This is a genomic window from Acinetobacter sp. ACNIH1 (assembly GCF_002934695.1).
Taxonomy (GTDB): domain Bacteria; phylum Pseudomonadota; class Gammaproteobacteria; order Pseudomonadales; family Moraxellaceae; genus Acinetobacter; species Acinetobacter variabilis.
In genome coordinates this window covers 1,800,297-1,819,821 of record NZ_CP026420.1, presented here as the reverse complement: position 1 = coordinate 1,819,821, position 19,525 = coordinate 1,800,297, and the positions used below count along the sequence as shown (strand labels likewise).

The window sequence follows — 19,525 nt, the reverse complement described above, 5'->3', positions numbered from 1 at the left end:
TGGCTCTCCAACCTGGGCTCGAACCAGGGACCTGCGGATTAACAGTCCGTCGCTCTACCGACTGAGCTATTGGAGAATCTGATGCGCATTTTAGGCAGGAAAACAAAGACCGTCAATCAATTCCTGTAAAGAAATGAATCATTTGCTTTTTTAATATGCATCTCAGACCTAAAAATAAAAAAATCACCCATAAAGGGTGATTTTTTTAAGCTGGAAATAAAAATTATTTCTCAACACCAGCAGGTTGACCAGCATATTTCGCGTTTGCGTAATCCCAGTTCACCAGGCTTTCTAGGAAAGTAGAGATGTATTTAGGACGAGCGTTACGGTAGTCGATGTAGTAAGCGTGTTCCCAAACATCGATTGTCAACACAGCAATTTTACCGTGTGCCATTGGAGTGTCAGCATTTGAAGTTTTAAGGATAGACAGGTTACCGTTTACTTCATCAGCAACTAACCAAGCCCAACCTGAACCGAACTGAGTTGCAGCAGCAGTTGCGAACTCTTCAGCGAATTTTTCGTAAGAGCCGAAAGCTTCGTCAATTTTTGCAGCCAAAGCGCCAGTTGCTTTACCGCCACCGTTTTTAGTCAAGCAGTTCCAGTAGAATGTGTGGTTCCATACTTGTGCAGCGTTGTTAAATACACCTGCTTTAGATGGATCACCAGCAGTTGCTTTGATGATTTCTTCTAGAGTTTTGCCTTCAAGCTCAGTACCAGCGATCAGGTTGTTCAGGTTAACCACATAAGTATTGTGGTGTTTGTCGTGGTGGTATTCTAAAGTTTCTTTGCTGATGTGTGGAGCAAGAGCGTCGTAGTCGTATGGTAATGGTGGTAAAGTAATGGTTGTCATGTTTTCAATTCCTTGCATTTTGCTGGGTTTTGACAATAAGTGGCGTTATTGTAATAGATTCTTAGGCAAAAATGGGACTGTGTATAAATAACAATACAGAATAAAGCCTGAAAATTTAAAGATAAAGCCACTCATCTACTTGCCAATCGAAATTAAATCGGATTGTTTAATTCGAAATAACTATACTCAATATTAAATTGTTCTGAAATAGCTTTAGCCAGACGTTGTACACCATATTTTTCAGTGGCGTGGTGGCCGCAGGCATAATAATGCACATCCAGTTCCTGAGCATCATAAAAAGTACGCTCACTGACTTCGCCAGAAATATAAGCATCACAGTCTTGTGCCGCTGCTTTATGAATATAATCCTGTGCACCACCAGTACAGAAACCGACTTTTTGAATCAGGCTTTTTTCGGCAGGTAAATGCAACGCATCATAGCCCAGTCTTTCTGATACATAGGCCTTGAATCCTTCTGGCGTCATGGCCTGTTTTAAATAACCAATATTCCCAATTGGACGGCGCTCACTCGGATCAAGCTGTTCCAGGTTTTCCAGTTCCAGCAGGTCTGCAATCGCAATATTATTTCCCAGAGTTGGATGGCTATCTAAAGGCAGGTGATAACCAACAAGCGAAATATCATTTTGGATCAGGCTTTTAATTCGTTTACCACGCATCCCGGTAATCGGGTAGGCTTCACCTTTCCAGAAATAACCATGGTGAACCAGTAACAAATCGGCACCTTGTTCAATCACAGCTTCGATCGCAGTTTGGGAAGCAGTAACGGCACATAAAATTTTATTGACTTCAGCGCGGCCTTCGATCTGTAAGCCATTCGGTGCATAGTCCTTAAATTCGGAAGATGCCAAAGTCTGATCGCACCAGCGGATAATATCGTTTAAATTCGCCATAAAATTCCTGTCAGTTTATGAACTTGCCAATTCTTATTCATATGTCCAATTGTAACTAAAGCAGCACAAATCTCTGTGGATTTTTTTGTGTTTAGTTATGTATTTGGCATTACAATAGGATACAAATTACTTAGTCATCAACGAATTAAAATATTTTAGAGGATAGCAAAGTGCGCCGTACCTTTACATGGTTACCTTGGGTGTTACTGATTTTAGTCATTATCGGTTTTTTGGGGTGGCAGCAGCTGCAGAAACCTAAATCACCGATTGCGCCGGATGGCGTAAAAATGCCTGCTGAAAAAGTAGAACCGTTGATCGATACTTCGCGTTCTGGAGGCGTTGTCTCCTATAGTGCCGCAGTGAAAGTCGCAGCACCTGCGGTGGTAAATATCTTTACCACACAAAAAGTAAAACAGCAGGCGCATCCTTTACTGACAGATCCAGTCTTCCGTGAATTTTTCGGTGATCAGTTACCAGACCAGTTTGGTCAAAGTCCAAATGAAAATAGTTTAGGTTCAGGTGTAATTGTACGTCCTGATGGTTATATCCTGACCAATAACCACGTGATTGCACAGGCAGACCAGATTGTAGTGGCTTTGCATGATGGACGTCGTGCCGAAGCCAAAGTCGTGGGTACAGACCCGGATACGGATTTGGCTGTAATCAAGATCGAACTTGAACAATTACCAGTTTTGCCATTCAAGCTGAGTGGCAATGAAGTCGGTGATGTTGTTCTGGCTATTGGTAACCCGTTTGGTGTCGGTCAAACCGTGACTCAGGGGATTATTTCTGCGACAGGCCGTTCTGATCTGGGCATCAATACTTATGAAGACTTTATTCAGACAGATGCTGCAATTAACCCGGGCAACTCGGGTGGTGCATTGATTGATGTTGCCGGTAACCTGATCGGGGTGAATACAGCAATCTTCTCGCAAACAGGTGGCTCACTGGGGATTGGTTTCGCGATTCCAGCTAAAATCTGTCAACAGGTGATGAATGCAATCCTGAAAGATGGCCGTGTCGTTCGTGGCTGGCTGGGTATCAGTCTGTTGCCGACAGAACGTAATGATGTACTGCAACCTAAAGAATCAGGTGTAGTGGTCGCTGAAGTGCTAGAAAATGGACCAGCAGCAAAAGCGGGTATCCAGCGTGGTGATAAAATTATCAAAGTAAATAATGAAGTGATTACTTCTGCCTCACATCTGATTAATTTTGTCGCTTTACAGCCACCAAACAGTACCGTTCAGATTGAAGTAGAGCGCGCTGGAAAAACCATGACACTGGATGTGGTGATTAGTGAACGTAAAACGCAAAGCAGTTCTTCACAATATATTCCTTTACCAGGTCAGTAATTTTTTCTAAAAAAATCCCTCCATGTGAGGGATTTTCTTATGCATGATTTATTTAATTAGATACAAAACAAAAATATTTTATGTGAATTAAATCATTTAACTTCATTGAATAAAAATCAAAAAGAGTGAAGAACAATGAGTTTTATGACTGCAGATCAGGCCAAAATTTTATCGAACGTGGCTAATTTAAATATTGAAATGTACAAGCCTCGCTTGGCTCAACTGATTGAAGATAATGCCCGACTGGGCAATACCGCTGTGCTAACGGTATTTCCCAAACATTTGCCCTTGGAAGAAATTCGTGGTCTTTCGGCGGAATTGACTGAGCTTGGTTATAACGTACGCTTTGAGGTGCAGGAATTTTATTATAGCTTTAATGTCTACTGGCTATAATTTTATCAATTGTTCAAAAAAAATCCTGTTCAGGCATATATTTTGCTGCATTTACCTCATAACGAAACTATGAGAAATTTATGTCTTTATTTATTCATCCTGCAGCACAGGCAGATGCACCTTATGTGGTACTTTCATCCGGACTGGGTGGGCATGCCAGTTTCTGGAATCCTCAAATTAGAGTTTTACAGCAGCATTTTCATGTAGTCACTTATGATCAGGAAGGCTGTCATTCAGATTCTGAGCTATTGCCCACGTCTTATTCGATCGACCATATGGCCGGCCAGATTCTGGATTTATTGATCAATGATGGCATTCGAGAGTTTCATTTCATCGGGCATGCATTGGGCGGACATATCGGCATGCAACTAGCGACCTATCAGGCTGAAAGAAAGTTTAAGCTGCTCAGTCTGACCATGTTAAATGCCTGGGGAGAGCTGGATGCTCATACTCAGAAATGTTTCGAGGCACGAACTTCCTTATTAGTGAATAGCGGACCAGAGGCTTATGTGCGGGCACAGGCTTTATTTCTTTATCCGCCGCAGTGGATCTCGACACATATTGATCAGTTAACTGAAGCAGAAAATAGGCAGCTCTTAGACTTTCCACCGATCCAAAATGTTCTGGCCCGCCTACAAGCCGTGCAGGCTTTTAAACTAAACGAAGAGCATCAGCAAGTATTAAAAGATGTTCCAATCCATCTGATTGCCAATCAGGATGATTTTCTGGTGCCTTATCAACGGTCACAGCAATTACAACAATGCCTGCCGCATAGTTACCTCAGTTTGCTTGATACAGGTGCACATGCATCTACCGTGACCAAAACGGATCAGGTCAATCAGCTGATCCTTTCCTTCCTGATTTCCACTTAGTTTGAAGATTTTTTAAAAGCCAGACCTCCTGTCTGGTTTTTTATTTTCTCTAATCAATCATTTTTGTAGCATCAGCATGGTTTTTACTTCGAATTGATGCATGAACTGCAAATGCACAAATTGCTACGAGTGCACTTGAATGAAACAGTATGTTCAAAATTGACTCATAGGTAAAAATATATATTTTACTAAAAATTCAAAAAATAAAATATTAAATGTATGATATTTATAAATTAAATATAGTTGGCACACGCTTTGCAATGTTTATCTTGTAAATAAAATTCCCGAAGTGGAATTAGAATTTTGAATAAGTGTTAAAAATGATGAGGTGTGAAAATGAAAATAGGTGTCTTCTGTCCAATCGGAAATAATGGCTGGTTACTCTCTGAAAATGCACCGCAGTACATGCCGACTTTTGAGTTAAACAAACAAATCGTACAGCGCGCTGAGCACTATGGTTTCGATTTCGCACTTTCTATGATCAAGCTGCGTGGCTTTGGCGGCAAGACTGAATTCTGGGAACATAACCTGGAAACATTTACCCTGATGGCGGGTCTTGCAGCTGTCACCAGCAAAATTAAAATTTTCGCAACTGCCGCAACTCTGGTGATGCCACCTGCAATTGTCGCGCGCATGGCATCTACCATTGATTCGATTTCAAATGGTCGTTTTGGTCTGAATGTCGTGACCGGCTGGCAACCACCTGAATATACCCAAATGGGTATGTGGCCAGGTAATGACTATTTTGGTAAACGCTATGAATATCTGTCTGAATATGTACAAATTCTGCGTGAACTTTGGGCGACTGGTAAATCAGACTTTAAAGGTGAACATTTCCAGATGGAAGACTGTCGTGTGAGCCCACGTCCACAAGCAGATATGAAAATTATCTGTGCAGGTCAGTCTGATGCAGGTTTAGAGTTTTCTGCACAATATGCCGACTACAACTTCGTATTTGGTAAAGGCCTGAATACTCCAACAGCTTATGCAGAAATTAATGACCGTCTAAAAGAAAAAACGGATGTGACTGGCCGTGATGTACAGACTTATGTGCTGTTTATGGTGATTGCAGCTGAGACCGATGAAGAAGCGCAAGCAAAATGGCAGCACTATAACGATGGCGCCGATATGGAAGCGATTAACTGGCTAATGAATCAGGGCGGTAAAGACACCACCTCGGGTACAGATACCAATATCCGTCAAATGGCTTCGAGTGTATCTCCAGTGAATATCAACATGGGTACCTTGGTAGGCTCTTATGAAAATGTGGCAAGAATGTTGGATGAAATTGGCGAGATCAAGGGTACCGAAGGTGTGCTACTGACTTTTGATGATTTTATTCAAGGAGTTGAAGATTTCGGTCAAAAAATCCAGCCACTGATGAAATGTCGTGAGCATATTGTCATTGAAAGTGCAGCACCGGTTCTGGAGAAAAGCGCATGAGTGAATCAGTCGTAACAGCCGGTTTTACTGAAAAACTCGGCACAGGAAAAACGCTTAAAGCTGAACCCGAAGCGCTTCGTCTTGCACCAGAACAGACAGCCTTGATTGTGATTGATATGCAAAATGCCTATACCTCGCAGGGTGGCTATCTGGATCTGGCGGGGTTTGATGTCTCAAAGACCAAACCAGTCGTAGAGAACATTAAAAAGGCAGTCGATGCAGCGCATGCAGCCGGTATTCAGGTGATTTATTTCAAAAATGGCTGGGATGCAGAATATAAGGAAGCGGGTGGAACCGATTCTCCAAATTTTCATAAATCAAATGCCTTAAAGACCATGCGTAAACATCCTGAATTACAAGGGAAATTATTAGCAAAAGGCGGTTGGGATTTTGAACTGATTGATGAGTTAAAGCCATTGCCACAGGACCTGGTCATTGAAAAGCCACGTTATAGCGGTTTCTTTAATACCGCGCTGGATAGCATGTTGCGTGTGCGTGGTATTCACAATCTGGTCTTTGTCGGGATTGCCACCAATGTCTGCGTGGAATCGACGCTACGTGATGGTTTTTTCCTAGAGTATTTTGGTGTCGCACTTGCCGATGCCTGCCATCAGGCAGGTCCTGTTGAAGCGCATGAAGCCAGTCTGTATAACATCAAGACCTTCTTTGGCTGGGTATCCGATACCGCAAATTTTATTGAGACCTTTCAAAAAGAAAGTGAGTCACTAAAAGAAACTAAATTAGCTGTAAGCGCATAAAGAATTAAAGATCAGGATTAAGGAAAAAAAGTATGCCTAAAGAAATCATTATTCCAGCAGGAACATCGAAACCATTAGCACCGTATGTACCGGCAACCAAGGCCGACAATATTGTCTATGTGTCCGGTACATTGGCCTTTGATGAAAATAATAATGTAGTGCATGTCGGTGATGCCGCAGCACAGACCCGTCATATTCTGGAAACCATCAAGCGTGTCATTGAAGAAGCCGGTGGCAGCATGGATGACGTAACGTTTAACCATGTCTTTGTCAAAGACTGGGCAGATTATGCTGCGATTAATGCAGTGTATGCAGAGTATTTCCCGGGAGATAAGCCGGCACGGTATTGCGTACAGACAGGTTTGGTCAAACCTGATGCGCTAGTCGAAATTGCTTCGATTGCCCATGTATAAGCCGATCCACCTGATTCAATCTCATTACTAGATGCCCCAAGTCTAAAACTGAATATTGACTTGGGGTCGGGAGAACAGCATGAATGCCAAATTATCTAAAATCATCACAGAGACAGTTGCAGAAAACAGTGCATTAAATAAGGTGGTAAAGACGGAAAACGCAGCTGAAATATTTACTCAGGTCGATCAGCAGATTTTCCGCCAAGGCATGTCTAATCTGGGGGCGGCAGTGAATGTCATTACTACACAAGGTTGTTCAGGCATGGCTGGATTTACCGCATCCGCCGTGTGTAGTGTGACTGATACACCACCAACGTTGCTGGTGTGCCTGAACCGTTCTGCTTCAGTCTATGAAACCTTTAAAAAGAATCAGGTGTTGTGTGTGAATACCTTGGCATCACATCAACAACATCTATCCAATCTGTTTGGTGGAAAAACACCAATGGCAGAGCGTTTCAGTCAGGGGAACTGGAAAACCTTGGTGACCCAGTCACCTGTACTTGAGGATGCCTTAGTCAGTTTTGACTGCGAGGTGGTCCAATGTTTATCCGTAGGCAGTCATGACGTGCTGTTCTGTGAGGTGAAAGCCATGTGCCAGCGTCAAGGCAATGCGCTGATGTACTTCAATCGTTCTTACTGTGAGCCACACAAAATGTGCTAATTCAATTCAATCCTAATCAAGGAGGGGAAGCCGATGCAAGAAAAAGAAACATGGTTTCCAAAATTTAAGCCTTACCAAGGCAATATAGATACAACACCAGTTCAAACAGATGAATATCTGCCGGCTGGGAAAAGTATCATTCTCGGATTACAGCATGTGTTTGCCATGTTTGGCGCTACCGTGCTGGCGCCACTTTTAATGGGGTTTGATCCCAATCTCACGATTTTTATTACCGGGATTGGCACCATTTTATTTTTCCTGATTACGGGCGGTCGATTGCCAAGTTATCTGGGGTCGAGTTTTGCATTCATTGGTGCCGTGGTAGCGGTTACCGGCTATTCAGGAGTAGGCGCGAATCCCAATATTGCACTCGCACTTGGTGGGACCATTGCCTGTGGTATTGTTTATGCCTTGATTGGTTTGCTGGTCATGAAAACTGGCACAGCCTGGATTGAAAAGCTGATGCCCCCTGTGGTCACGGGCGTCATCGTGATGATTATCGGTTTGCATCTCGCACCAGTCGCGATCAAAAGTGTATCTGCCAACCCGTTTGATTCCTGGATGGCATTAATCACCATTCTCTGTATCAGTGTGATTGCCGTGTTTACCCGCGGAATGGTACGCCGTCTGCTGCTGTTACTCGGCTTATTATCTTCCTACCTGCTTTATTTTCTTTTCACCAATATTATGGGCTTTGGACCTGCGATTGATTTCAGTAAAGTCAGCGAAGCGGCATGGTTTGGTCTGCCGACTTTCCAGAGTCCAGTCTTTGAAATGAATGCCATGCTGATGATTGCACCGGTGGCCATTATTCTGGTTGCGGAAAATCTGGGGCACTTTAAAGCGGTATCCGCAATGACCGGTAAAAATCTGTCGCCGTATATGGGACGCGGTTTCTTTGCCGATGGTGTTTGTACTTCCTTATCCGCTTCTGTGGGAGGTACGGGAATGACCACCTATGCTGAAAATATCGGTGTTATGGCAGTGACCAAAGTGTATACAACCACTGTGTTTGTCTTCGCCGGGATATTCGCTATCTTGCTCGGGCTTTCACCGAAATTTGGTGCGGTAATCAGTACGATTCCTGTGGCCTTGCTTGGTGGAGCCTCGATTGTAGTATTCGGTCTGATTACGGTTGCAGGTGCCAAAATCTGGATAGATAACCGTATTGACTTTACCAAGAACAGCACAATGATTATTGGCGCAGTATGTCTGATTATGGGAACGGGTAATTATAGCTTGCAGATTGGTAGCTTTGATTTAGGTGGAATTGGTACTGCGACTCTGGCTGCAATTTTACTCAATCTGTTCCTGAATCGTGGTGAAGATAAAGAATCGCCTGTAGCTGCATCAACCGCAACGGACATTGAAGTGAAACCGGTTGCTTAAATATAAGGAGTGTTTTTTGAGTCATACAATTGCATTTTTAGGACTTGGCGCAATGGGCTGGCATATGGCTTCCCATTTGCCAAAACTCGGACACCCGGTTTGGGTCTGGAACCGGATTGAACAGAAAGCTGTAGAGCATGCCACACTGTTCGCCACTCAGGCTGTCCGTATTGAGCAGGCGGTTCAAGCCGACTTTATCTTTTCCTGTTTGCCGACCAGTCAGGATGTCGAAAATCTAATCGCTGCACATCCACCCAAGTCAGGTGCAATCTGGATTGACTGTACTAGCGGTGTACCAGAATCGGCCCAAAAACTGGCACAACAATTGGAGCAGCAGGGAAGTTATTATCTGGATGCTCCAGTATCTGGTCAAACCATTGGCGCAGAAAAAGGCACTTTAACTGTGATGGTGGGTGGCAATGAACAAGCATTTGAACGAGCCAAACCGATTATTGATGCCTTTGCTGGCCTGATTGAATATGTGGGAGAAAGCGGTTCTGGCTTTGCGGTAAAAGCTGTGAATAATACCTTAATGGCGACTCACTTATGGGCATTGGCTGAAGGGCTGACTGTACTGAAAGGGCATGGTGTTGATTTAAGCAGTGCACTAAACTGTATTAATCATTCCAGTGGTAAAAGCAGCATGTCGGAAAATATCATGGCACAGCGTGTACTAAGCCGTGAATTTAATAAGACCTTTGCACTGGATCTATTACAGAAAGATATTGGCATTGCCTTGGAGTTGGTACAGCAACAGCAACTGGATTTATCAGTAATGTCTTTGGTTCAGCAAGAGTTTCAGCAGATTGCCAAACCACAGGCCAGTCAGCTGGATTTCTCCGCTGCGGTGCAAGGACTGGAACAGCGGACTCAAATTGAATTAAGAGGATAATCTTTTCAAACAATATTAAAGACAGTGTTAAAGACGTTATAGCTATAGATATATCAGTTTAAAATTTAAAAAGCCGGGAATTTTAATTCCCGGCTTTATTATTGATAAGCCAGTTAAATAGCCTAGGCAGTTCTTAATTCTGCTGATTTGTCTGATATTCCTGAATCACTTCAAGCGCTGCACGGAAGGCTTCCTGAGTAGCTGGAGCACCGCAGTAAGGCAGGCTATGCAGTAGCACTTCTTGAATTTCTTCAACTGTTGCACCATTATTCAAAGCGCCACGAACATGGCCTTTCAATTCAGTCGGGCTTTTTTGCGCGGTAAGAAAAGCAACGGTAATTAAAGAACGGTATTTACGTGGTAAAACCCCTTCACGTTGCCAGGTTGAACCCCAGGCATGTTCATTAATCCAGTCCTGCAAAGGCTGAGTAAAAGGAACCGTATTGTCCTGGGCACGTTTTACAAAACTTGCACCCATCACTTCAGTACGGACTTTCAAGCCATTTTCATAATCTTGTTGTGACATCATTGACCCTCAATTTTATTATGGGTGTAGCTTAACGTTTTATCTCTTAAATACCATCGTGCAATAGTCGTAAAAAAGTGGCTGAATAGCCACTTGAGATATCCAAAGTGAAATCAGGAAATAACTTCACTTTGTAATCAAGGTCTGATTTAGATAAGAAATTTATCTAAGGGCTGGTTGAATGTGAAGGTGCACTTTGAACTGAGGTATCAGTACCTGTTGCATCTGCTTTCGAAATATGAGGATTTTCCAGTTCCAATACTTCCTGTAAATGCAGATCAAAGACATCAGTCAACATGCTGTCATAACGACGCGCATTATAGTGCAGTAACTTATTGGCTTCTTCTTCATTAATAAAGCCTTGTCCATGCGCATCAGCCACATGATCAGCAAAACTAAGTCCCTTAAATTGACCTTTGTTTTCAGCTTTCTTAAACCGATCCCAAAGCTGCTCAATCTCCAATAACATGGTGAAGGTTGATTCCATACGACCATTCACATCATCTTCCGCCGTGCTATAGAAAACATGCTTTTTCAGTACCTGCCGGAAAGTGTTATCTTCCATCATGACATTTGCGACTTCCTGTTTAAGTCGGTCAGATGGTTTCGCGACAGGTCGGCCAAATGGGAAACAGATGAGTTTGACCATGCCAGCAGCAACACCCACCGGGAAGTTCGCAAACAGGTCATAAAACGCTTCCTGAGCGGTATATAAAGATTTCTCAATTGCCAATTGTGCATGCAGACGTTCAGCTTCAGTTTTTTTACTATGTTCAAAAAATTTCAGAATTGCTGTCGCAATGAACAGATGGGCATGGATATCAGCCAGACGGCCAGAAAGCATTTCCTTGCGTTTAATATCACCTGCCAATAGACCTAAACACATATCTGCAGTCAGAGCAAAGTTAGCACTGAGTCGGTTAATGATCTTGTAATAAGGACGGGTAAAATCAACCGCACTTTGTGGCGCAGCACTTGAACCACCGCTAAAAGCATAGGCAAAAGAGCGGGCAGTCCGGTTAAAGGTATAACCCAGATGCTTAAACAACATAGTATCGAATGGATTCAGAGCGGCTTTTGGATCTTCAGCTTGCAGAAGCTGTAATTCTTCATACAGATAAGGATGGCAACGCATCGAACCTTGACCAAAGATCATTAATGAACGGCTCAGAATATTGGCGCCTTCAACTGTAATGGATACTGGAATGGCTTGATAGTTGAGAGCCAGGAAGTTACGAGGCCCCATCTGAATGGCGCGACCACCCACGACATCCATACCATGATTGACGATTTTACGCATGGTCTCAGTGGCGTAGTATTTGGCCATCGCGGTCATGACTGCCGGCTTACCACCTTGATTCAAGCCACAAGTCACTAAATAACGGAATGCTTCCAGCATATAGGCATCACTGGCAATTTCGCTATTGGCTTCCTGTACGCCTTCAAATTTACCCACCGAAATCTTGAATTGCTGACGGATTCGCGAGAATGCACTGACATTCAGGTAAGTCATTTCGGCACTGGAGGTAGACAAAGCCGGTAGGGAAATACCACGGCCAACCGCCAGACATTCCATCAGCATACGCCAGCCTTTACCGGCATTTTTCACGCCACCAATGATCCAGTCTAAAGGAATAAATACATCCTTACCTTCAACAGTACCATTCATAAAAGGGGAGCCAGGATTATGTCGTGGACCGACTTTTACCCCTTCATGATTGGCCGGTAGCAAGGCACAAGTAATCCCATAATCTGTTTTATCACCGAGTAGATGATCAGGGTCATACATTTTAAAAGCCAGACCGACGACAGTGGCAATCGGTGCTAAGGTAATCCAGCGTTTAGAAAAATTCATTCTCAAACCGAGAACTTCCTGACCTTCAAACTGCCCATAACAGACCACACCGGTATCTGGAATTGCACCGGCATCTGAACCGGCTTCAGGACTGGTCAGACCAAAACATGGGATTTCTTCACCTTTGGCCAGACCGGGTAAATAACGATCTTTTTGCTCATCGGTACCATAATGTAGTAACAACTCACCCGGCCCGAGAGAGTTAGGCACCATACAGCTCACAGCAGCAGTGAGAGAGCGTGAAGAAATTTTGCTCATCACTCGGCTTTGAGCAAAGGAACTAAAGGCACGCCCGCCGTATTCTTTGGGAATAATTAGTCCTAAGAAACCGTTATCTTTAATATATTGCCAGATATGTTCAGGCAGCATTTTCTTCTCATGAATTTCCCATTCATCCAGCATGCTACAGAGCATTTCGACTTCGTTATCCAAGAATGCCTGTTCCTCAACGGAAAGTTTTGGATAGGGATAGCTATTAAAGGTTTCCCAGTTCGGCGCACCCATAAAGAGTTCTTTTTCCCACCAGCTGGTGCCGGAATCAAGAGCCTCACGTTCTGTCGGGCTAATGCTCGGCATGGCATCCGCTAAAGCTTTATAGGCTGGCCTGGAAATGAAAGACATGCGCAAAGGTTCGATCATGACGACCAGACTGATCAGGATCAAAGGAATGCCCAGAATCAGTGACCAAGGACTGATAAAGGCACAAACCACTGACATGACAATCAGGGTAATTGTACCAGTGGTACGGGAGAGTTGAAAAAAGAAAATCGCCCATAAACTGGCAATGAGAAGAAGTACGGCGAAAATAAATAGCATTGTTATATTTCTCCAGGGTCATACAATTGTGATGCTGCCGATCTCCCTAAGGTGTCTTCATAAGACTTGATCAATTTTTTTACATCGCTTAAGCAATTGGCAAATTCACAATTGTTCTTGTGAGAACAATCGTTATTAAATATTTCAACGATATATTGAAGTGTTTTATCTGTTTTTGAGATTGTTTGAAAAATGCGCAGTCTTCAAGTGAGAACACGCAAAGAAATGTGAAGATAAGTAATAACTTAATCTCCAAGAGAGGGTAGATAAAATAATTAAAAAGTGAACAAATATAAATTTAGTTAGGCATAAAAAAGCCCTCTACTTGAGAGGGCTTTGATCTAAGTCATTTTAAGCTTCAATTGCCTGTACAGCGATTTTTTTTGCTGGATCAACTTTACGGCGTACTTCTGGAACCGGTTCACCATAGTATTGACGATCCGCAAAGTAACTTGAACGTACCATCGGTGCTGACCAGATATTCTTAAAGCCAAGCTTACGGCCATGTTCTGCATAACGTTCGAATTCTTTTGGCGTTACAAAACGGTCGATTGGCGCATGCTGTTTAGATGGCTGTAGATACTGGCCAATCGTTACATAATCCACGTCATGTGCTTTCAGGTCGTCTAACAGAGCGAGAACTTCTTCTTCAGTTTCACCGATACCGACCATCAAACCACATTTGGTTGGAATTTCTGGGCAATAATCTTTAAACATTTTCAACAGATTTAAAGAGTGCTGATAATCAGAACCTGGACGCATGGCTTTATACAGACGTGGCACAGTTTCAATGTTGTGGTTAAACACGTCTGGTGGACATTCAGTCATGATGCGTAAAGCGATGTCCATACGACCACGGAAATCAGGTACCAGAATTTCTAGCAAAGTCTTTGGACTCAAAGCACGAGCTTCTTTAATACAGTCTACAAAATGCTGTGCACCGCCATCCAATAGGTCATCACGGTCTACTGAAGTGATGACTGCATATTTCAGACCCAGGTTGGCAATCGTTTCTGCCATATGACGCGGCTCGTCTGGATCAAGTGCATTTGGACGACCATGTGCCACATCACAGAACGGACAGCGACGCGTGCAAATATCACCCATAATCATAAAGGTTGCTGTACCCCCACCAAAACATTCAGGCAGGTTCGGACAGGCAGCTTCTTCACATACGGTATGCAGTTTTTGCTGACGAAGTGTAGTTTTAATACGCTGAACTTCCTCGGGAGCGGCCATTTTCACGCGGATCCAGTCCGGCTTACGTGGCGTTTCAACCGTAGGAACAACTTTTACAGGAATACGGGCGACCTTTTCTGCGCCGCGAAGTTTGATACCCTGTTCAGGTTTACGGTTTTCAGACATATATAACTTTTCCACTGTTTTGAAGGAGGGAGATAAATCAAAGTTAACACTTTTTTAATTATAACGAAACTCGGGTGAAATAGGGTGAAAAGGATTATTCATTTAAAAAATGTTCTTATCACACAATATATGTAAGTTAAATACACCAAATTGGCAGCAATTACGTCATAATATAGCGTAGATTAAAGCAAAATTTTTTAATTTTAAGGAGCGTTGAATGCCACGTAAAAAAGAGGTCGTTAGTGGGACTTTCGTTAAGTACGATGCGGTAGTTCTAGGTTCAGGCCCTGCGGGCGAAGGCGCGGCAATGAAACTTGCCAAATCTGGTAAGCGTGTTGCAATTGTGGATATGCGTGAACAGCTGGGTGGTAACTGTACTCACGTAGGTACGATTCCAAGTAAGGCATTGCGTCAAACAGTATCCAGCATCATCCGTTATCAACGTGATCCAATGTTTCAAAAAGTAGGTGAATGGAAACAATTCACCATGAAACAGGTACTGCGCAATGCACATAAAGTGATTCAGCAGCAGGTGGATACTCACTCACGTTTTTATGACCGTAACAAGATTGATATCTATCATGGTCGTGCTTACATTCAAGACGAAAATACGATCTTTGTATTTACACCAGATGGCATAAAAGAAACCATTATGTTTCAGCAACTGGTGATTGCGACCGGTTCGCGTCCATACCGTCCAGAGATTCTTGATTTCAATCATCCACGTGTATTTGATTCAGACAAAATTCTGGATCTGGATTTCTCGATCCAAAAAATCATTATTTATGGTGCAGGTGTGATTGGCTGTGAATATGCATCGATCTTTATTGGTCTGGGACATAAGGTTGACCTGATCAACACCCAACCAAAACTGCTCAGCTATTTGGATGATGAAATCTCTGATGCGCTGTCTTATCACTTACGTGAACAGGGTGTATTGATCCGTCATAATGAACAGATCGACTTCCTTGAAACTTCTGATGATTATGTCGTTCTGCATACACAAAGCGGCAAGAAAATTAAGGCAGATGCTATTCTGTGGTGTAACGGCCGTTCAGGGAATACTGACGGTTTAGGCCTTGAAAATATTGGCCTGAAACCAAACAACCGCGGTCAATTAACCGTGAATGAACAGTATCAGACTGAAGTCGAAAATATCTATGCTGCGGGTGACGTGATAGGCTGGCCATCATTGGCTTCTGCTGCCTATGACCAAGGTCGTTGCGCAGGTGCCAACATGAGCGGTGAGCAAGACGTTGCACCCGTGACGGATATTCCGACTGGTATTTATACCATTCCGGAAATCTCTTCGATCGGTAAAACTGAGCAGCAGTTGACTGAAGAAAAAATTCCGTATGAAGTGGGTCAGGCTTCTTTCCGTCATCTGGCGCGTGCACAGATTACCGGTGATACAGTTGGTGAATTAAAAATCCTGTTCCACCGTGATACGCTGGAAGTTCTAGGTGTGCATTGTTTCGGTAATAACGCTTCGGAGATTATCCACATTGGTCAAGCAGTCATGAATAGCCCGAATAATACGATTAAGTATTTTGTGGAAACCACATTCAACTATCCAACGATGGCAGAAGCTTATCGTGTGGCAACATTGAATGGTATGAACCGTTTATTCTAAATTGATTTATTTAGGTTAGATCAAAAACCCGCAAGTTCGATTTGCGGGTTTTTTATTTTCTAAATTGAAAAAGTTCAATCTAGCCAGTAATGCTGGAAATTAAGCTGCCATTTTGCGGCATTCTTCAGCACAGCGACGGCAAGCTTCTGCACATTGCTGGCAATGATCATCCTCATGATGGCCACATTCTTCTACACAATAATCGCAAGCTTTAGCACATAGCTCGCAAATCTCTTTCATAAATGGAGATTGCTTTTGTTGCATGCGGGCGCAGAGCTGACACAGATCAGCACAGTCCAGACAGCGCTGAATACATTCCCGCATCATTTCTAAATCTTCTTCTTTCAGGCAGGCACTAGCACAATTAGTACAGGCCAGCGAACAGGTCATACATGCGCGGACACAATCTGAAAATTGAATCTCGTTCATTTTCTTCTCCTTTTTGCAGCTATAGCAATCGCTTGTTTTTTAATACGCTAAGCAGAAAAGGAAAAATACACTAGGCAGTTTGAGTGAGAAAAAGTAATCTAATTACCGATTTTGTTAAAAGCTGTATTTCTAAAAAATTTAATTCAAAGCATCTCTCCTGATATTGCCAAAATAGGATGATTGAAGATTTAAAAATAAAACCATTGAGGTGGTCATTCCTCAATGGCGGAAAATCTACATGATGAGTCGTTATTGTCGAAGGCTTAAATAACCTTTCTCTTTATTATATTTTTATGGAGATTAAAATGGACGACTACCTGCCAAGCTGATCCGTTTTAATAAACGGCGTTGATCAGCGGGGAAAGGACGGCGTGAATGTAAAGTAACCTGATTATCCCAGAACACGATATCGCCTGCTTCCCAATTGTGCTCATAAGCGAATTCAGGTTTTAAGACATGCTCACGTAATTTTGCAATCAGTTCACTGCCTGCCTGATCGTCATAATTCACCAGCTCAACTTCGGTATGGGTATTTAACCAAAGTGCTTTACGGCCAGATTCAGGATGGGTACGTACCAGTGGGTGCGGGTAGGCGTGACCTAAAATTGGCTGATCTTTAAAGCGATACTTTGGAATATTACCCGCATAAGCATTACCACCTTTATTGCTTTGGAAGCGCACAAATGGATTATAGGTAATGAGCTGTAACTGGTTGATTTGTGCTTTGGTTTCTTCATCCAATGCTTCATAAGCCTTGATGGTATTAATCCAGGACGTCTGGCCAACATCTTTTGGCAGTTCAATGGCATAGAGTAAAGAGCCAAAAGATGGTAGGGGTGTCCACTGGTGATCGGCATGCGGTGCAAGTTCACCATGGCCGGTGTAATCCCCTTGACCGACTGCATTGGAAACTGGTACGACATCAGGTGGGGTGCCCGTATCAGTTTTAGAAGCTAGCACTGGCGTGTCAGCATCTGGACGGAAGATTGAACCGAAATAGGTGGCAAAGGCAAGATACTGTAGATCATCCAGACTTTGGTTTCTAAAGATCAGGATCAAGTGTTCGGCCAGAGCTTGCTTCAGACGCAGGATGGTTTCACCAGATTGGGCTTTGCGGGCATCGAGGCCATAAACCACTGCGCCTAGCGCTTGATCTGCCTGCAGAACAAATTTTAATTTCATCAGTATTCTGGAACTGATCTTGCTGATGCCAGCGTGGTGCATCGTGAATGGCTTGTGAAAGTTGGGTCAAGCTTGTCATTGGAAAGTCTCTGAATTTTCTTGTTGTAGAAAATCTAAAAAAATCCAGAGCAAAAATAAAATCACAAGAATTGCTAAACTTATGAAAATTCGGATAAAAATATCTAAATGATTGAATTGAAATCTTTTAATTAATATGGCAAAACAAAGTCCTAAAACTGCTGAAAAATGTCAAATATTTGACAATCAGTGTGCGCAAAAAGCCTGGTTAAAGTACTCAAACAGTTCTGGAGTCTGGCTCCAGAGCAATAGAGAAATAGCGAGGAGAAGTACCATCGCTACCGCAATGGAAAGCTTGAGCAGAAAGGTGGAATCAGTCATGTACAATTTGCTCCTCATTTACCCATAAGTGCACCAGTACGCCAAAAATACTTAAGGCAATCGACAGCATCCATACTGCATTATAGTTACCACTCATGTCATGGTTTACACCGCCGAGCCAGCCGCCAAAGAATGAACCGACCTGATGGGTAAAGAATACAATCCCGCTGAGCATGGTCAGATATTTCACGCCAAACATATTGGCAACAATACCATTGGTGAGCGGTACGGTAGAAAGCCATAATAATCCCATGATGACACCAAACGCATAGACCGTCCAGGTGCTTAAAGGCAGCATCAGAAAGGCGATAATCGTAATCCCGCGCAAACCGTATAAACCCATTAGCAGATGTGGTTTGGAATACTTTCCACCGAGCCAGCCAGCCGTATAGGTACCGACAACATTAAACAGACCCACCAGCGCCAGGAAAATCGTGCCAGTTGTAGCATTGAACCCATGATCAATCAGATAACCCGGCAGGTGAATCCCGATAAAGACCACCTGAAAGCCACAGACAAAAAAGCCCATCGCCAGAAACCAGAATGGCTTATGGTTTTTGACTACCACTAAAATCTCCTTAAAGCTTAGTGAAACTTTATTCGGTGTAGGAGTCGCATTCGGATCGACATACATCGGGGCTTTTAGCATCCAGGCCAAAGGTACAATCAAAGCGATTAAAATTGCGCTGACAACAAGTGCTGCTGACCAGCCGACATTCTGTAAAAGTAACAGCGTTGAAGGCAGCATAATAAACTGGCCGAAGGAGCCTGCTGCACTGGCAATCCCCATTGCCAGACTGCGTTTTTCAGGTGGTGCAGCTCGTCCGACTGCAGACAATAAAACCGGGAAAGAAGTCGCAGACAGGGCCAGACCTAAAATCAGTCCGACGCTGAGATTCAACAATAATCCGGTTGAACTGACGGACATTAATAACAGGCCAAGCGCATATAAGGCACCGCCAACGGCAACAACAATCTTGCTGCCATATTTGTCAGCGAAGGCACCAGTAATGGGCTGAACAGCACCCCAGATCAGGTTCTGCATGGCAATGGCTAAACTAAAGACATTATGACCCCAACCAAATTCTTCACTCATTGGCACTAGATACAGGCCAAATGCATGGCGAATCCCCAAAGATAAAGCCAGAATAATGGCAGCGCCAATCAGCATAAAAATCAGGGTTCTAGAAAATTGACTGTCAGCCATAAGTCATTCATGCATATAAAGTTGATAGGTATAGTATTCGATTCAACCTAGAGAGGCGATAAAATAAAAATTAATCAAACGATAAATTTTTTTTATAGCTGTATAGAACGTCAGAAAACAAAACAACGGCCGTAGCCGTTGTCCTGAAGTATTCAGTTTTTTAATAAAGAATTAATTGA

The 19,525-nt window shown here is 43.1% G+C and carries 18 protein-coding genes, 1 tRNA gene and 1 pseudogene; 10 read left to right on the top strand and 10 right to left on the bottom strand.

Annotated features, from left to right (window positions below):
* From C3F22_RS08945 to C3F22_RS08935, 3 genes are all read right to left on the bottom strand, one after another.
* Positions 1-76: transfer RNA gene (locus C3F22_RS08945), tRNA-Asn, on the bottom strand.
* A gap of 147 nt (positions 77-223) precedes the next feature.
* A complete protein-coding gene (locus C3F22_RS08940; protein WP_104426350.1) occupies positions 224-850 on the bottom strand; it encodes a superoxide dismutase in 627 nt (208 codons plus the stop codon).
* Positions 851-1,002: 152 nt separating this feature from the next.
* Positions 1,003-1,761: a Nif3-like dinuclear metal center hexameric protein gene (locus tag C3F22_RS08935; RefSeq protein WP_104426349.1), complete on the bottom strand. Its 759-nt coding sequence runs from the start codon at positions 1,759-1,761 to the stop codon at positions 1,003-1,005.
* A 170-nt stretch (positions 1,762-1,931) separates the two neighbouring features.
* Between C3F22_RS08935 and C3F22_RS08930 the strand changes: the two genes are divergently transcribed.
* From C3F22_RS08930 to C3F22_RS08890, 9 genes are all read left to right on the top strand, one after another.
* On the top strand, positions 1,932-3,113 hold the full coding sequence (locus tag C3F22_RS08930; RefSeq protein WP_104426348.1) for a trypsin-like peptidase domain-containing protein: 1,182 nt from the start codon (positions 1,932-1,934) through the stop codon (positions 3,111-3,113).
* Positions 3,114-3,248: 135 nt separating this feature from the next.
* On the top strand, positions 3,249-3,506 hold the full coding sequence (locus tag C3F22_RS08925) for a hypothetical protein (RefSeq protein ID WP_004782755.1): 258 nt from the start codon (positions 3,249-3,251) through the stop codon (positions 3,504-3,506).
* 80 nt (positions 3,507-3,586) lie between these two features.
* Entirely contained in the window at positions 3,587-4,378 is a 792-nt protein-coding gene (gene rutD / locus C3F22_RS08920) for a pyrimidine utilization protein D (RefSeq protein WP_104426347.1), read from the top strand.
* 336 nt (positions 4,379-4,714) lie between these two features.
* A complete protein-coding gene (rutA, locus tag C3F22_RS08915; protein WP_005234871.1) occupies positions 4,715-5,821 on the top strand; it encodes a pyrimidine utilization protein A in 1,107 nt (368 codons plus the stop codon).
* A complete protein-coding gene (gene rutB / locus C3F22_RS08910; RefSeq protein ID WP_104426346.1) occupies positions 5,818-6,579 on the top strand; it encodes a pyrimidine utilization protein B in 762 nt (253 codons plus the stop codon). Before rutA ends, rutB begins: the two co-directional genes overlap by 4 nt.
* A 32-nt stretch (positions 6,580-6,611) precedes the next feature.
* Positions 6,612-6,992 (top strand): pyrimidine utilization protein C, encoded by a 381-nt coding sequence (gene rutC, locus C3F22_RS08905; RefSeq protein ID WP_004646493.1) that lies wholly within the window; start codon positions 6,612-6,614, stop codon positions 6,990-6,992.
* 142 nt (positions 6,993-7,134) lie between these two features.
* Positions 7,135-7,653: an NADH-dependent FMN reductase RutF gene (gene rutF / locus C3F22_RS08900; RefSeq protein ID WP_376745105.1), complete on the top strand. Its 519-nt coding sequence runs from the start codon at positions 7,135-7,137 to the stop codon at positions 7,651-7,653.
* Between the two features lie 33 nt (positions 7,654-7,686).
* Positions 7,687-9,042, top strand: a complete 1,356-nt coding sequence (gene rutG / locus C3F22_RS08895) for a pyrimidine utilization transport protein G (protein WP_104426344.1) — start codon at positions 7,687-7,689, stop codon at positions 9,040-9,042.
* A gap of 52 nt (positions 9,043-9,094) precedes the next feature.
* Positions 9,095-9,934 carry an NAD(P)-dependent oxidoreductase gene (locus C3F22_RS08890; protein WP_265735216.1) on the top strand — a complete coding sequence of 280 codons (840 nt, stop codon included), beginning with the start codon at positions 9,095-9,097 and terminating at the stop codon, positions 9,932-9,934.
* 133 nt (positions 9,935-10,067) lie between these two features.
* On the opposite strand, the gene C3F22_RS08885 is transcribed toward C3F22_RS08890, so the two are convergent.
* From C3F22_RS08885 to lipA, 3 genes are all read right to left on the bottom strand, one after another.
* Positions 10,068-10,460 carry a carboxymuconolactone decarboxylase family protein gene (locus tag C3F22_RS08885; RefSeq protein WP_104427003.1) on the bottom strand — a complete coding sequence of 131 codons (393 nt, stop codon included), beginning with the start codon at positions 10,458-10,460 and terminating at the stop codon, positions 10,068-10,070.
* Between the two features lie 166 nt (positions 10,461-10,626).
* Positions 10,627-13,131 carry an acyl-CoA dehydrogenase gene (locus tag C3F22_RS08880; RefSeq protein WP_104426342.1) on the bottom strand — a complete coding sequence of 835 codons (2,505 nt, stop codon included), beginning with the start codon at positions 13,129-13,131 and terminating at the stop codon, positions 10,627-10,629.
* Between the two features lie 351 nt (positions 13,132-13,482).
* A complete protein-coding gene (gene lipA / locus C3F22_RS08875; protein WP_104426341.1) occupies positions 13,483-14,496 on the bottom strand; it encodes a lipoyl synthase in 1,014 nt (337 codons plus the stop codon).
* Positions 14,497-14,713: 217 nt separating this feature from the next.
* Between lipA and sthA the strand changes: the two genes are divergently transcribed.
* Positions 14,714-16,129: a Si-specific NAD(P)(+) transhydrogenase gene (gene sthA / locus C3F22_RS08870; RefSeq protein ID WP_104426340.1), complete on the top strand. Its 1,416-nt coding sequence runs from the start codon at positions 14,714-14,716 to the stop codon at positions 16,127-16,129.
* Between the two features lie 99 nt (positions 16,130-16,228).
* On the opposite strand, the gene C3F22_RS08865 is transcribed toward sthA, so the two are convergent.
* The 4 genes and pseudogenes from C3F22_RS08865 to C3F22_RS08855 all read right to left on the bottom strand — a co-directional run bounded on the left by C3F22_RS08865 (position 16,229) and on the right by C3F22_RS08855 (position 19,346).
* Positions 16,229-16,558 (bottom strand): four-helix bundle copper-binding protein, encoded by a 330-nt coding sequence (locus C3F22_RS08865; RefSeq protein WP_005234894.1) that lies wholly within the window; start codon positions 16,556-16,558, stop codon positions 16,229-16,231.
* A 300-nt stretch (positions 16,559-16,858) separates the two neighbouring features.
* Positions 16,859-17,819 (bottom strand): annotated as a pseudogene (locus C3F22_RS08860) (TauD/TfdA dioxygenase family protein).
* Between the two features lie 185 nt (positions 17,820-18,004).
* Positions 18,005-18,139: a hypothetical protein gene (locus tag C3F22_RS18740; RefSeq protein ID WP_034170050.1), complete on the bottom strand. Its 135-nt coding sequence runs from the start codon at positions 18,137-18,139 to the stop codon at positions 18,005-18,007.
* Entirely contained in the window at positions 18,132-19,346 is a 1,215-nt protein-coding gene (locus C3F22_RS08855; protein WP_104426339.1) for an MFS transporter, read from the bottom strand. Before C3F22_RS08855 ends, C3F22_RS18740 begins: the two co-directional genes overlap by 8 nt.
* Positions 19,347-19,525: the final 179 nt, after the last annotated feature.

What these genes read in the sequence shown, in the direction of transcription:
- C3F22_RS08940 (WP_104426350.1), bottom strand. Translation starts at nt 850, where the DNA reads ATGACAACCATTACTTTACCACCATTACCATACGACTACGACGCTCTT.
- C3F22_RS08935 (WP_104426349.1), bottom strand. Translation starts at nt 1,761, where the DNA reads ATGGCGAATTTAAACGATATTATCCGCTGGTGCGATCAGACTTTGGCA.
- C3F22_RS08925 (WP_004782755.1), top strand. Translation starts at nt 3,249, where the DNA reads ATGAGTTTTATGACTGCAGATCAGGCCAAAATTTTATCGAACGTGGCT.
- rutD (WP_104426347.1), top strand. Translation starts at nt 3,587, where the DNA reads ATGTCTTTATTTATTCATCCTGCAGCACAGGCAGATGCACCTTATGTG.
- rutA (WP_005234871.1), top strand. Translation starts at nt 4,715, where the DNA reads ATGAAAATAGGTGTCTTCTGTCCAATCGGAAATAATGGCTGGTTACTC.
- rutB (WP_104426346.1), top strand. Translation starts at nt 5,818, where the DNA reads ATGAGTGAATCAGTCGTAACAGCCGGTTTTACTGAAAAACTCGGCACA.
- rutC (WP_004646493.1), top strand. Translation starts at nt 6,612, where the DNA reads ATGCCTAAAGAAATCATTATTCCAGCAGGAACATCGAAACCATTAGCA.
- rutG (WP_104426344.1), top strand. Translation starts at nt 7,687, where the DNA reads ATGCAAGAAAAAGAAACATGGTTTCCAAAATTTAAGCCTTACCAAGGC.
- C3F22_RS08890 (WP_265735216.1), top strand. Translation starts at nt 9,095, where the DNA reads ATGGGCTGGCATATGGCTTCCCATTTGCCAAAACTCGGACACCCGGTT.
- C3F22_RS08885 (WP_104427003.1), bottom strand. Translation starts at nt 10,460, where the DNA reads ATGTCACAACAAGATTATGAAAATGGCTTGAAAGTCCGTACTGAAGTG.
- C3F22_RS08880 (WP_104426342.1), bottom strand. Translation starts at nt 13,131, where the DNA reads ATGCTATTTATTTTCGCCGTACTTCTTCTCATTGCCAGTTTATGGGCG.
- lipA (WP_104426341.1), bottom strand. Translation starts at nt 14,496, where the DNA reads ATGTCTGAAAACCGTAAACCTGAACAGGGTATCAAACTTCGCGGCGCA.
- sthA (WP_104426340.1), top strand. Translation starts at nt 14,714, where the DNA reads ATGCCACGTAAAAAAGAGGTCGTTAGTGGGACTTTCGTTAAGTACGAT.
- C3F22_RS08865 (WP_005234894.1), bottom strand. Translation starts at nt 16,558, where the DNA reads ATGAACGAGATTCAATTTTCAGATTGTGTCCGCGCATGTATGACCTGT.
- C3F22_RS18740 (WP_034170050.1), bottom strand. Translation starts at nt 18,139, where the DNA reads ATGACTGATTCCACCTTTCTGCTCAAGCTTTCCATTGCGGTAGCGATG.
- C3F22_RS08855 (WP_104426339.1), bottom strand. Translation starts at nt 19,346, where the DNA reads ATGGCTGACAGTCAATTTTCTAGAACCCTGATTTTTATGCTGATTGGC.